The sequence below is a fragment of the uncultured Lamprocystis sp. genome, assembly GCF_903933125.1.
In the GTDB taxonomy this organism is placed as follows: domain Bacteria; phylum Pseudomonadota; class Gammaproteobacteria; order Chromatiales; family Chromatiaceae; genus Thiodictyon.
The window spans coordinates 1-13,831 of record NZ_CAIZIZ010000126.1 but is presented as its reverse complement, the minus strand read 5'-3'; the positions used below and the strand labels follow the sequence as shown (position 1 = coordinate 13,831).

The window sequence follows — 13,831 nt, the reverse complement described above, 5'->3', positions numbered from 1 at the left end:
AATGCGTCGGCGGCGAGGCTGATGGTGGATGCGCTGCGCTTATCCACCCTACGAAACCGGCTCCGTTGAAGGGTGGATAAGGCGCGCCACGCGGTGTCAGGGACCCGCCACAGCGGTCGCGCGCGCCGCATCCACCAAGAGTCGCGCGATGCTGCTCAAATTCGGAACTGCTGCCTACCCTGTGGTTTGGTTGCCGAACCCGGTTGTGCGCCCCACAATGCCGGGTATCGCCGCGCCAACGAGATTCACTATGTCCGACGACCTGAAGCAGAACGCACTCGATTATCACCGTTACCCGAAGCCGGGCAAGCTGGAGATCAAGGCCACCAAACAGCTCGCCAACCAGCGCGACCTGGGCCTGGCCTATTCACCGGGGGTCGCCGCCGCCTGCGAGGAGATCGTGCGCGACCCCCTGAACGCGGCCCTCTACACGTCCCGCAGCAATCTGGTGGCGGTCATCACCAACGGCACCGCGGTGTTGGGCCTGGGCGCCATCGGCAGCCTGGCGAGCAAGCCGGTCATGGAAGGTAAGGCGGTGCTGTTCAAGCAATTCGCGGACATTGACGTATTCGATATCGAAATCGACGAACTGGACCCGGAGCGTTTCGTCGAGACCGTGGCGCGGCTCGAACCCACCTTCGGCGGCATCAACCTGGAGGATATCAAGGCCCCGGACTGCTTCATCATCGAACGTGCGCTCCAGGAGCGCATGGGCATCCCGGTATTCCATGACGATCAGCACGGCACGGCGATCGTGGTCAGCGCGGCCATCATCAACGCCCTGCGGGTGGTGGGTAAGGACATCGGCACGGTCCGTCTGGTCACCGCCGGGGCCGGCGCGGCGGCCCTGTCCTGCCTGGACCTGCTGGTGGCCTTGGGACTCAAGCCCGAGAACGTCATCGTGACCGACATCGCCGGTGTCGTCTATGAGGGCCGGGTGGAGGTGATGGACCCCTACAAGAGCCGCTACGCGGTGGCGACCGACCTGCGCACGCTGGAGCAGGCGATCGTCGGGGCCGATGTCTTTCTGGGGCTCTCCGCCGCCGGCGTACTGAAACCCGAATGGCTCATCCACATGGCGGAGCATCCGATCATCATGGCCTTGGCCAACCCCGATCCGGAGATCATGCCGGACTTGGCCCGCGCCGCCCGCCCGGACGCCATCATCGCCACCGGACGCTCGGACTTCCCCAACCAGGTCAATAACGTTCTTTGTTTTCCCTTCATCTTCCGCGGTGCCCTGGACTGCGGGGCGACCCAGATCAACGAGGCCATGCAAACCGCGTGCGTCTATGCCATCGCGGATTTGGCGCGGGCTGAACCCTCGGACATCGTGCGCGCGGCCTATGGCGGACAGGGTCTGAGTTTCGGTCCCGACTACCTGATCCCCCGGCCATTCGACCCGCGCCTGATGGCCCATCTGGCCCCCGCGGTAGCCCAGGCCGCCATGGAGTCGGGCGTGGCGGCCCGCCCCATCGCGGATCTGGATGCCTATCGGGAGAACCTGAGCGCGCGCGCCTACCGCAGCGGCATGACCATGAAACCCGTCTTCGAGCATGCGCGCGCGGCGCCGCGGCGGGTGGTCTTTGCCGAGGGCGAACAGGAAAAAATCTTGCAGGTGGCCCAGCAGGCAGTGAGCGAGGGCATCGCCCGGCCCATGCTGATCGGCCGCCCGGAGGTGATCCGGGCAGGACTGAGCGACCTGGGACTCTCCATCCGTCCGGGTCACGATTTCGATCTGGTGGTGGCGTCAGAAAACGACCGTTTCGATGTGCACTGCGCGACCGTCTTCGAGCGCGTCAAGCGGCGCGGCTACACCCTCACCGAGGTCCGCGAGTATGTGCGCAAGGCACCCACGGTCCTGGCCGCCGCCCTGGTGCGCTCGGGGGACGCGGACGCCATGATCTGCGGTGTCGTGGGGCGTTATCTGCGACACCTGGAGCACGTGGAAGCCATCATCGGCCGCGCACCCGGAGTGCGTCGGCTGACGGCCATGAACGCGGTCATCCTGGCCCAGGGACCGCTCTTCATCGCCGACACCTATGTACAGGAGGACCCGAGCGCCGAAGATCTGGCCGAGATCGCGCGGCTGTGCGCCGCCCAGGTCGCCCGCTTCGGTCTGGAGCCCAAGATTGCCCTGGTCTCACACTCCAACTTCGGCAGCCGTGATACGCCCTCCGCGGCCAAGATGCGCGACGCCCTGCGGCTCATCCAGGAGAGCGCGCCAGAACTGGAGGTCGAGGGCGAGATGCACGCCAACCTGGCACTGGACGCGGCCATGCGTGAAGTGCGCTTCCCCGGCTCCCGGCTCACCGGGCGCGCCAACCTGCTCATCATGCCCAACCAGGATGCCGCCAACATTGCACTGAACCTGCTGCGCACCCTGGGTGGACCGAGCGGTGCCATCAATGTCGGGCCCATGCTGCTCGGGGCGGACCGCCCGGCACATATCGTCAGCACCAGCACCTCGGTACGCGGTCTGCTCAACCTGACCGCGCTGGCCGCCGTGCAGGCCGGCTGATCCATGGCTCGGAGCGCCAGGCGGGGCACGACAAAAACGCGTCATCTCTTGACGGCGCATTGCGTCACCTTTCGGCGGATCATCACGCAACAGGCTCTTCTTATTGAATCGAAACACATGGCACGCAGCGTGCGTTAGATCAAAGTGAGGGCAAGGACGCCCCGCCAGGATACGCAGCCAAGGGCATAGCCAGAGCCTATCATCCGACAAGACCCAAAATCGGGCTCAACACGCACGCCGCCAGGGACCCGCGACCCAAGACCAGACCGATCCCTGTCACAGCCAGGGTCAATACGATAAAGATCAACGCAGCCGCCGCAGACCACAGCCAGGGTCCAAGCGAGCAGCACCGGTCGCCGAGGGACGCACACCGCCGAAGGCGCACAGAACGCCACATCCGTAAACCCACCGAAAATACGCCAGGGACGGCAACAGAGACGACACGCAGCTTTTTTGGTAGCCTGATCGCCATCCCGTTGTCCGCGCGCCGGAGCACGACCAGCCGCGTCTGCACCCATGAATTCGACTCATCTCACCAGGAACTGCCCATGACCCACGCCCCGCATCCGGAGCTTTCGTCACTCACCGCGCTGTCCCCGGTGGACGGACGCTACAGTTCCAAGATCGCGGATTTGCGGCCGATCTTCAGCGAGTATGGCCTGATACGCCATCGGGTATTGGTTGAGGTGCGCTGGCTCCAGGCGCTGGCCCGACACGCCCGGATCACCGAGGTGCCGACCCTGTCGGCGCACGCCGTGAACCTGCTGGACAGCATCGTCTCGGGCTTCCAGGTGGAAGACGCCCAGCGGGTCAAGAACATCGAGCGCACCACCAACCACGACGTCAAGGCGGTGGAGTATTTCCTGAAAGAGCGGATCGCCGGGAATCAAGAGCTGGCCGCGGTCAGCGAGTTCATCCACTTTGCCTGCACCTCGGAAGACATCAACAACCTGGCCCACGCACTGATGATCCGGGAAGGGCGTGGTCAGGTTCTGCTGCCGCAGATGGATGCCTTGATCGAAGCCATCCGCGACCTGGCGCACCGGTACGCGGACCTGCCCATGCTCGCGCGCACCCATGGTCAGCCCGCCACCCCAACCACCCTGGGCAAGGAAATGGCCAATCTGGCCTACCGGCTGCGCATCCAGCGGGGACGGGTCGCCTCGGTCGAACTCCTCGGCAAGATGAACGGCGCCGTCGGGAACTATAACGCCCACCTGGTCGCCTATCCGGAGGTGGATTGGCCGGCCTTCGCCCGCGAATTCGTGGAGACCCTGGGCCTCGGCTGGAACCCCTACACCACCCAGATCGAGCCCCACGACTACATGGCCGAGATCTTCGACGCCACCGTGCGCTTCAATACCGTGGCGCTGGATTTTTGCCGCGATGTCTGGGGCTATGTATCGCTGGGTTATTTCAAACAGCGAACCGTGGCCGGGGAGGTCGGCTCGTCCACCATGCCCCACAAAGTCAATCCGATCGATTTTGAGAATGCCGAAGGAAACTTCGGTCTCGCCAATGCCATTCTGGAGCACCTGGCGGGCAAGCTGCCGATCTCGCGTTGGCAGCGGGATCTTACGGACTCGACGGTGCTGCGCAATCTTGGAGTCGGTTTAGCCCACACCAGCATCGCGCTGCAATCCGCGGTGAAAGGGATCAGCAAGCTGGATGCGGATCCGGCGCGGCTGGCAGCCGACCTGGAGGCGAACTGGGAGGTTCTGGCCGAGCCGATTCAGACCGTCATGCGTCGCTACGGTGTCGCCGAGCCCTATGAGCGACTCAAGGAGTTGACCCGCGGCCGGCAAATCGGGCCGCAAGCCCTGGCGGCTTTTATCGACGGCCTGGAGATCCCTGAACAGGCTAAGGTACAGTTACGGACACTGACCCCGGCGACCTACATCGGCAACGCCGCCGAACAGGCGCGGGCCATCCGATCCTAGCTCCATCGAAGAAAAAACCGGTCCTCGGGAGACCCGGGGACCGGCCGTCCTTTAAGCCTCGGTCGGGGGGAATGAGGCCTATTGGATTGGTGTCATCCTTGTTTTCCGACCGCACCTCACCGCCCCGCACAAACCCGCGGAGTGCGGTGATCGATCGATGACACGACCAGGGACGCTGGCCCGGGTGCCGGTGCGGTGGATTCCCTGGGGCTCGTGGACCGGCGCCCTGCGGGCGCCAGTCCACGGCCGGACGACTGGCTAATTCTTGAGCTGATCCGGTCCCAGTTCGGTCACGACCACACGCCGACGCAGGGGGTTGTTCTCGAGCGGACCCAGGTCGATGACAGCACCGTCAGCCGCGACGTCGTCGCCGCCTTCCCAGGCGACACCTTTGACGGAACGAATCGCGCGCTCCGGGTAGCCCTTGTCCATCATGTACCGCTTGATGGTGGCGGCACGGTTCTCGCTCAACACGACATTGTGTTCCCAGGAACCGAGCTTGTCGGTGTGACCGACGATGGTGACCACTTCCTCACGCGGGGTGGACTGGAACTCGGCAATCAGGTCATCGACCTTGCGCAGTTCCTCAGGGTTACGGATCTCGTTGAGCTGATAGCGGTCCAAATTGAACAGCAGGCGCATGACCAGGGGGGCGCGCGGCGTGAAGGCGCCGCAGGGCTCCAGGTTCTCGCCGTCAACCCCCTGCCAGCACTCACCATAGGGGTTGACCCAGGCGGTCGTGGTCGGCGCGGCCTTCCAGTAGGTGTCCATTGCGTCGGCGGCCTTGGCGGGGGCAGCCATCATCAGGGCCATGGCCAACGGGGCGGCCAGGGCGGCGACGCGGTAGGTCTGCTTGTCTTTGCGCATCTTTCGTTACCTGTTGCGATTGATTGAGGGAGTGTTCAGACGACGGCGTGGTTTGAAGGTTTAGCCCATGTCAGGATAAAACAACGCGGCGTAAAGCGTTGGGCCACCCTTGCTTGTTTCCCATGTCATCAGCCTCCCGACACGGCGGTTGCGGTCATGTGGGCCTGAGCGAGGTTCGCTGACTGAACCTGCGGACATTGAGATTTTAGCCCACAATGAGTACAAAAGTGCAACTATTTTTCCCGTGAGCAACATATTTGCAACGAATAGAACCCCGAGGCAACATGATGACTGGCAAAACACCTTGGATTCTCAGATGTAACGATCTCCAACACATCTTGATCTGTTGCATGATAGACACAACTGCCCTTCAGTCGAGCGAACCAGGCAAGGGCACCGGTCGGCATTCTCTGTTACGCCAGGTCGAACGATGACAGACGCTCTCAACCAAGTCCAAACCGACATCAAGGCCGCTGCTACGCCACCTGACCCTGACGAGAGCGCACGGATCGGCGGTCCACTCCTGCTCTCCGATCGGTCGTCGATCCGCGCGGCCGCGGTGCAGTTGGCGGACCAGGCGCGGCGGGAACTGCTGATCGTCAGCCGCGATCTCGATCCGGACCTCTATGATCAGCGCCCCTTCCTCGACGCCGTGCGCCGACTCGCACTGGCGACACCCCGAACGCCGGTGCGGGTGCTGGTGACCGAACCGCGGATTCCGGTGAGCGGCGGTCACCGACTGATCGAATTGACCCGCAGGCTCAGTTCCCGCATCAGTATCCGCCGGATCGGGGACGATTTCCGCGACCAGACGGACTCTTTTCTCGTCGCCGACGGCCGCGGCTATTGCCTTCACCGCGTGGCCGACCGCCACACCGCCCGGATGGAACGCGACGCCCCGCGCGAGGCCCGCCGGCTGCGCGCCACCTTCGAACAGATTTGGGAGCAGAGTGATGGCGACAGCGAACTGCGACGGCTCTACCTCTGAGCGGCTCGGCCGCCGGAGCCCGCGTCGACCCTGGCGAGCGCTGATCTGGGTAGGGCTACTGCCTACCCTCTGGTGCGGCGTACAGGCCGGAGACTATCCGCTGGAGGTGATCGAACTACGCGCCCGTTTCCCCGAGGACCTGATCCCAACCCTGCGACCCCTGGCGGGACCGGACGGGACCCTGGTGGGGGCCAACCACAGCCTGTTCGTGCGCGCCGCACCCGCACGCCTGGCCGACATCCGCCGCGCACTCGCCGTCCTCGACCAGCCGGCGCGCGATCTCCTGATCCAGGTGCGCCAGCGCGGCAGCAGCGCGTCCCAGGGCAGCGCAGCGGGAGCGCGCATCGACCAGCGCGTCGGCGGGGACGGCAACGGACGCGTCCGCATCGGCCCCCCCGGACCGGGGGGCAGTGCAGTCGGCGCCTGGGCGGGCCAGCGTTCCCAGCAACGCGACCTCACCCAGGAAGTCCGTGCCCTGGACGGACAGCGCGCCTTCATCGCGATCGGTGAGGAACTGCCGCTATCCTACCGGGAGCTGGCCGTTGGGCCAGACGGCGGGGTGGTCCGTGAGGGCCGCACCTACCGCCACGCGGAGAGCGGTTTCTACGTGATACCGCGGGTTCTGGGCGAGCAGGTGACCCTGGATATCTCGACCCGCGACACGGCCCGGGGGACGCGGGGGACCCTGGAGACCAGCGCGATGCAGGGCCGGGTGCAGGGCCGCCTCGGCGACTGGATTCCGCTGGGCCTGAGCAACACGGCGCAAAGCAGCCAGGGTGGCGGACTCCTCACCTACGGAACGACCAAAGGCGGCGCCGAGCAACGGATCGAACTGCGGGTTCTACCGCTGGATTAGAATCGCCTGAGTTCACGCACGCGAGCGAACACCCATGCCGAATGACCAAACCGAACCCCTGCTGCACCCGATCGAAGCCCGTATCCTCGGCTGCCTGATGGAGAAACAACGCACCACCCCGGAACAGTATCCCCTGACCCTCAACGCGTTGGTCAATGCCTGCAACCAGAAGAGCAGCCGTCACCCGGTGATGACGCTTGAACCGGGTGAGGTGGGTCATCGGGTCAATCAGCTCCGCGAGCGGGGCATGATCCACGCCGGCAGTTCCGGACGCACGGAGCGCTATGACCACAAAATGGTCGGCACCTACTATCTCAGTCGTGAGGAACAGGCGGTGCTGACCGTGCTGATGCTGCGCGGACCCCAAACCCTGGGCGAGTTGCGCACCAACACGGGGCGTATGGCCGAGTTCCGGGACCTGTCGCAGGTGGCGGAGGCGGTCCGCGGACTCATGGACCGCGCGCCGGCCCTGGCGATGGAGCTGCCCAGACTGCCCGGCAAGCGGGAAGAGCGCTATATGCACCTGCTGTGCGGAGCCCCCGACCCGGCTGAGTTCGCTGCCATGCAGGCCGCGGCGACGGCTGGCCCGGTCCTGTCGTCGCCGACGGGCGGCGGCCGGGACGAGCGCATCGAGGCGCTGGAAGCGGAGGTCGAACGCCTGCGCGGGGAGTTGGAGCGGCTATGGGAACTGACCGGATTGGCGGATCAGCGCGACGACTGAAGGCGCGGGGGACGCCGGGCCTTGATCATCGTTCCGGCCGTAGGGTGGACAAGCGCTAGCGCAGTCCACCGAATCCCGCGCCGTCGCCGGTAGACTATGCTGCGCTTGTCCACCCTACGATGTCGCGTGGCCGGAGCCGTGACCAAGGGCCGGCTGCGCAGCCATTCCGGCCTGACTCTCACGCGTACCGAGGAGCCATGCCATGGCCGCCTCCAAACCGATGGACCGCAATTCCAGGGAATCTCCTGCGCTGAGTTGGATACGCGTCCAGAAAGCCCCGCCGCGGCGGTACATCGTGGCATCGCCCGTGGTTGGATCGAGCAGCAGATACTCATCAAGGGAGGCGAGGGTCTGGTAGTTGATACGCTTTTCGCCGTCATCGTTAGCGGCGGTACGCGGCGAGAGCACCTCGACGATCAGCCGCGGTGCGGTCTCGTAATAGGCATCCGGCTCCGCGTCGACCGGACCGCAGCACACCATGACATCCGGGTAATAAAAGCGGTTGGCCGCCTCGACACGGACCTTCATGTCGGACTGATAGACCCGGCAGCCGGAGCCCTCCAGGTGGTTACCGAATAACCGGGCGACGCGGGTCGTCAGCAGGTTGTGAGCGCGTGAGCCGCCCGACATGGCGACCACCTCGCCGTTCAGGTATTCATGCCGACAGTCGCCGTCGCGCTCGCCCAGCAGGTAATCGTATGGACTCAGATGGGGAATGATCGTAGCGGTCGGCATGCACGCGGCCTGATCGCGGGTTAGGTTCTCCCAACGCTAGGCCGGCGGCACTTCGCCGTCAAGACCCGTGACTCACCACCGCACGAGCCAGATGGCCATGGGTCCCAGCACAGCCGCAATGGCGAGCGGCAGCGCAACGGTCAATCCCAGCCGGCGACCGCCGATGACGCTCGCCATACCGCCCTTGACCAGACAATTGGCCCCCGCCGCGATGACGATGCCGGTGACGGCGGTGTTCAGGTCCAGACCCGTGCCGGCCATGCCCGCCAGCGAGAGCGTGATGGCATCGACATCGGCAATCCCCGAAGCCGCCGCCAGAACCAAAACACCCGCGTTGCCAAGCCAGACCTCCACTGCCTTGGCCAGCACCATGACCAGGGCCAGGAGCGCCCCAAAACCAATGGCCACCGGCAGTTCCAGCGGGTTGGTCATGGTGGTGGCGGCCTCCCCGGGCGGGTCACGCAGCGCCCACCATTGACGCAATGCGGCCCCATAGATCACCAAGGTCATCAGCCCCAGCGGGAGCAGCGCCGGCAGCAGCAAACCGGGGGCGACCACCGCCAGGACCACGGCCATGCGCGGGAACATGGTGCCGCAGGCGAGCAGGATTCCCATGGCGAGCATGGGGCTGAGGTCCGGCTGGCCGCGGGCCAGGCGCGAAAAATGCAGGGTCAGCGCGGTGGACGAGGCCAACCCTGCAAATAACCCGGTGAAAACGGCGCCTTTGCGCGCCCCGGCTTCCTTGACCGCGAAATAACCAACGAAGGACATGGCCGCGATCAGGACGACCATCCACCAGATGCGGTACGGATTCAGCGCCTGCCAGGGCCCGTAGCCCTGATCCGGCAACAGCGGCAGAACCACCACCGACAGGAGCAACAACTGAAGCCCGGCCGACAACTCGTGACGCCGCAGGGTGCCGAGCCAGCGGTGCATGGCCGGTTTGGCGCTCAGCAGCAAGGCGGCCACCACCGCCGCCGCGGCGGCCGCGGCAACCTGACCCGAGGCCGCCAGGGCACCCAAGACAAAGGTCAGCAGCCCGGCCACCGGAACCGTGATCCCGAGTTGATCCGGCCGGGTATGGGCGTGGACTACATGGGCGGTGGCGAACAGCCCCCCGAGCGCGAGCAGACCCAATGCCACCAGCCAGGCCCCCAGGGGCGGCGCCACCAGAACCAGGGCGCCGCCCAACAAGCCGATCAGGGCGAAGGTCCGCACCCCGGCGATCCGGGTCCCTTCCTGTTCCTCCCGTTCCGACCAGCCGCGTTCGACCCCGATCAACAGCCCGATCGCCAGGGCGACACCCAGATGGTAGAAGGTGGCTTGCTCAGATGACATGGCGGGACCTCTGGATTGGGAATGCGGCACGCTTAAGGCTACCCCATCGGGGCCGGGCCTGGGCAAACGCAAACGCCAAGCCCCTGATCCGACGCCCCGTTTTGGGGCAGAAACCAACATGGACGGGGGGCGACCCGCCCGGCTACCATGCTGGGCTGTGCTGGAACGATTCCTGCTGCATGTCTTTGCCTTCCCTACGCCCAATTTCGGAGTCCGGACCCCCATGTCGATCCTTGTCCAGATCAATCACAAGACCGAGTACCAGTTCGACCGTCCGGTCAACCTGTCACCCCATGTGGTTCGGCTCCGCCCCGCCGCCCATTGCCGTACCCCGATCAGAGCCTATTCGCTGAAGATCGAACCCCAGGAACATTTCCTGAACTGGCAGCAGGACCCTTTCGGCAACTATCTGGCGCGCCTGGTCTTTCCGGAGAAGACACGCAAGCTGACGGTGGAAGTGGACGTGATCGCCGAGATGATCACGATCAACCCCTTCGACTTCTTCCTGGAAGAATACGCCTTCAAGTTCCCCTTCGCGTACGACGAACAACTCAAGAAGGAACTGGCGCCCTACACTGAGATCAAGGAAAGCGGCCCGCTGCTGATGAAGTGGCTGGAAGGGGTCGACCGCACCCCGCGTGAGACCGTCTATTTCCTGGTCGACATCAACCAGCGGCTGCACGAATCCATCGGCTACGTGATCCGCATGGAACCCGGCATCCAGACCTGCGAAGAAAGCCTGGGCCTGGCCAAAGGCTCCTGCCGGGACTCCGCCTGGGTGCTGGTCCAGGCCCTGCGTCACCTCGGGTTCGCCGCGCGCTTCGTCTCCGGCTATCTGGTGCAGTTAACGGCCGACGTGAAGTCACTGGACGGGCCCTCGGGGCCGGAAGCGGACTTCACCGACCTGCACGCCTGGGCCGAGGTCTATTGCCCTGGTGCCGGCTGGATCGGACTCGACGCCACGTCCGGACTCTTTGCCGGCGAAGGACACATCCCACTCGCCTGCTCCCCCGATCCATTGAGCGCGGCGCCGATCACCGGAGCCATGGATGCCTGCGAGGTGGAAATGTATTTCCACAACCAGGTCCGGCGCATCCATGAGGACCCCCGCGTCACCAAGCCCTACACCGATGAGCAGTGGCAGGCGATCGAAGCCCTGGGCCACCAGGTGGACGCCGAGTTGAAGGCGCAGGACGTGCGCCTGACCATGGGCGGAGAGCCGACCTTCGTCTCGATTGATGACATGGAAGGCGCGGAGTGGAACACCGCCGCCCTGGGGCCGACCAAGAAGCCCCTGGCCGAAGACCTGATGCGGCGCCTCAAGACCCATTTCGCCCCCGGCGGGCTGCTGCATATCGGTCAGGGCAAGTGGTACCCCGGAGAGCAACTCCCACGCTGGGCGCTCTCCTGTTACTGGCGCAAGGACGGGGAACCCGTGTGGCGCGATCCCAGCCTGTTTGGTCTTGAGACGACGAGTTACGGCCATGGCCCACAGGACGCGGAGACCTTCATCCGCACCCTGGCCAAGCACTTAGGCGTCGACCCGGCGCACGCGGAGCCGGCCTACGAGGATGTCTGGTACTACCTGTGGAAGGAACAGCGCCTGCCGGCCAATGTCGACCCGCTCGACAACAAGCTCAAGGATCCCAACGAGCGCAAGCGCATCGCCCGGCTCTTCACCGAGGGACTCAACCGCACCGCCGGCTATACGCTGCCGTTGCGCTGGTGGGGGTTCGGCGATCAGGGCGGCTGGAAGAGCGGCAAATGGACCTTCCGCGACGGACGCCTGTTCCTGGTCCCCGGTGACTCGCCGATGGGCTTCCGCCTGCCGCTCGACAGCCTGCCCTATCTGCCTGAGAGCGAACTGGACCAGGTACCGGAGCGCAACCCCTTCGAGCCGGTGACGCCGTTGCGCTCGCCGACCGACCCGGTCGCGCGCCGCTACAGCCAGTTGGTGGCGCCGCTCGAGGCCCCGCAGACGCTGCGCGAACAGGGCGGCGACCCGCGCGGCATCGCCGCACGCTATGGCCGGCTGGCCCCCGCCGACCAGTCGCATCAGGGGCTGATCCCGCAGGTCGCCCTGCCGGATGACCTGCACCCGGATTTGGTGCGCACCGCCCTGTGCATCGAGCCCCGTGAGGGCCGGCTCTACTGCTTCCTGCCGCCGCTCACCCATCTGGAGCACTGGCTGGATCTCGCCATGTGCCTGGAGGACACGGCCGCTGAACTCAAGATGCCCATCATCATCGAGGGCTACGAGCCGCCGCGCGACCATCGGCTGCAGAAGCTCGCCGTCACCCCGGACCCGGGCGTCATTGAGGTCAACATCCACCCGTCCGAGGCTTGGGACGACATGGTGCGCGACACCCACATCCTCTACGAGGAAGCGCGGCTCGCCCGGCTCGGCACCGAAAAGTTCATGCTCGACGGCCGCCACACCGGCACCGGCGGCGGCAACCATGTGACGCTGGGCGGCCCCACCCCGACCGACAGTCCGCTGCTGCGCCGTCCGGACCTGGTGCAAAGCCTGATCACCTACTGGCAGCACCACCCGAGCCTCTCTTATCTGTTCTCCGGGATGTTCATCGGCCCCACCAGCCAGGCGCCGCGGGTCGACGAGGCGCGCGACGACCGGCTCTATGAGCTCGCCATCGCCTTCCAGCAGATGCCCCAGGGCCAGGTTCCGCAGCCCTGGATCGTCGACCGGGTGCTACGCAACCTGCTGACCGATGTCACCGGCAACACCCACCGCACCGAGTTCTGCATCGACAAGCTCTACTCGCCCGACAGCGCCTCCGGCCGCCAGGGGCTGGTCGAATTCCGCGGCTTCGAGATGCCACCGCACGCGCGCATGAGCCTGGCGCAGATGAGTCTGATGCGCGCCCTGGTCGCCCGCTTCTGGAAGGAACCCTACAGCCGCAAACCGGTGCGCTGGGGCACCGAACTGCACGACCGCTTCCTGCTGCCGCACTTCGCGCGGGTCGACTTCGACGACGTGATCTGCGATCTGCGCCGCGCCGGCTACCCCTTCGACCCGGCCTGGTTCGATCCCTTCTTCGAATTCCGCTTCCCGCACTATGGGGACCTGGTGACCGAGAACGGCATCAACATGGAACTGCGCGCGGCCATCGAGCCCTGGCATGTGCTGGGTGAAGAAGTCACCGCGCAGGGCACCGCCCGATATGTCGACTCCTCGGTCGAGCGGATGCAGGTCAAGGTCAACGGCATGGTTGGCGACCGCCATGTGCTCGCCTGCAATGGCCGGCGGGTGCCGCTGCGCCCCACCGGACGCAAAGCCGAATTCGTCGCCGGCATCCGTTTCAAAGCCTGGAACCCGCCGTCCGGCCTGCACCCCACCATCCCCGCGCACGGCCCGCTGGTGTTTGAAATCGTCGACCTCTGGAACCGTGCGAGCCTCGGCGGCTGCACCTACTATGTCGCCCACCCCGGCGGGCGCAGTGAAAGCAATTTCCCGGTCAACAGCTATGAAGCCGAGAGCCGGCGTATCGCCCGCTTCCGGCTGATGGGCCATACGCCGGGAATCATCGACGCGCCGCCGGAGGAGCCGGCGGGGGAGCATCCTTATACGCTCGACTTGCGGTATCGGGCGGGATGTTGAGCGGTTAATTCCGCGCCGTCAGTTCGGCAGGATGGCGGAATCCAGTGCCAGGGACGGTCACTCGCAGGCGGCTCTGACCCGGCCACGCAAAAAGCAGTTGTACCCCTCGTGACACCGCTCCGGAGATTGGGCAAGTATTCGGACCGTGGTCGGCACCTGGGGTACACTGTCACGCAAGACGAAACCAAGGGGTTGGGGAAGCAATGGACAGGCGCTACAAGCAGGGCACGGCGCGCGGGTACGAGG

9 protein-coding genes are annotated in these 13,831 nt (G+C 65.5%); 6 read left to right on the top strand and 3 right to left on the bottom strand.

Features of this window, described 5'->3' with window-relative positions; genetic code table 11:
* Positions 1 to 250 precede the first annotated feature (250 nt).
* Positions 251 to 2,521 carry an NADP-dependent malic enzyme gene (locus QZY03_RS06000; RefSeq protein WP_295579064.1) on the top strand — a complete coding sequence of 757 codons (2,271 nt, stop codon included), beginning with the start codon at positions 251 to 253 and terminating at the stop codon, positions 2,519 to 2,521.
* Positions 2,522 to 3,069: 548 nt separating this feature from the next.
* Positions 3,070 to 4,461, top strand: a complete 1,392-nt coding sequence (gene purB, locus QZY03_RS05995; protein WP_295579062.1) for an adenylosuccinate lyase — start codon at positions 3,070 to 3,072, stop codon at positions 4,459 to 4,461.
* A 258-nt stretch (positions 4,462 to 4,719) separates the two neighbouring features.
* Here purB and QZY03_RS05990 read toward each other — a convergent pair whose 3' ends face one another.
* Positions 4,720 to 5,328 (bottom strand): OmpA family protein, encoded by a 609-nt coding sequence (locus QZY03_RS05990; RefSeq protein WP_295579061.1) that lies wholly within the window; start codon positions 5,326 to 5,328, stop codon positions 4,720 to 4,722.
* Between the two features lie 430 nt (positions 5,329 to 5,758).
* Between QZY03_RS05990 and QZY03_RS05985 the strand changes: the two genes are divergently transcribed.
* From QZY03_RS05985 to QZY03_RS05975, 3 genes are read left to right on the top strand one after another with little or no spacing between them, the layout of a single operon-like run.
* The gene (locus QZY03_RS05985; protein ID WP_295579060.1) at positions 5,759 to 6,316 is read left to right on the top strand and encodes a hypothetical protein; all 558 of its coding nucleotides are present in this window, start codon (positions 5,759 to 5,761) and stop codon (positions 6,314 to 6,316) included.
* Positions 6,282 to 7,172 (top strand): hypothetical protein, encoded by an 891-nt coding sequence (locus tag QZY03_RS05980; protein ID WP_295579059.1) that lies wholly within the window; start codon positions 6,282 to 6,284, stop codon positions 7,170 to 7,172. Before QZY03_RS05985 ends, QZY03_RS05980 begins: the two co-directional genes overlap by 35 nt.
* Before the next feature lie 34 nt (positions 7,173 to 7,206).
* Positions 7,207 to 7,893: a YceH family protein gene (locus tag QZY03_RS05975; RefSeq protein WP_295579057.1), complete on the top strand. Its 687-nt coding sequence runs from the start codon at positions 7,207 to 7,209 to the stop codon at positions 7,891 to 7,893.
* Between the two features lie 114 nt (positions 7,894 to 8,007).
* On the opposite strand, the gene QZY03_RS05970 is transcribed toward QZY03_RS05975, so the two are convergent.
* Complete coding sequence (locus QZY03_RS05970) at positions 8,008 to 8,628, bottom strand: Uma2 family endonuclease (RefSeq protein ID WP_295579054.1); 621 nt, start codon at positions 8,626 to 8,628, stop codon at positions 8,008 to 8,010.
* A 72-nt stretch (positions 8,629 to 8,700) separates the two neighbouring features.
* Positions 8,701 to 9,966 carry an MgtC/SapB family protein gene (locus QZY03_RS05965; RefSeq protein WP_295579052.1) on the bottom strand — a complete coding sequence of 422 codons (1,266 nt, stop codon included), beginning with the start codon at positions 9,964 to 9,966 and terminating at the stop codon, positions 8,701 to 8,703.
* Between the two features lie 223 nt (positions 9,967 to 10,189).
* Here QZY03_RS05965 and QZY03_RS05960 point away from each other — a divergent pair, with 223 nt between their 5' ends.
* Complete coding sequence (locus QZY03_RS05960) at positions 10,190 to 13,585, top strand: DUF2126 domain-containing protein (RefSeq protein WP_295579050.1); 3,396 nt, start codon at positions 10,190 to 10,192, stop codon at positions 13,583 to 13,585.
* The last annotated feature ends 246 nt before the right edge of the window (positions 13,586 to 13,831 follow it).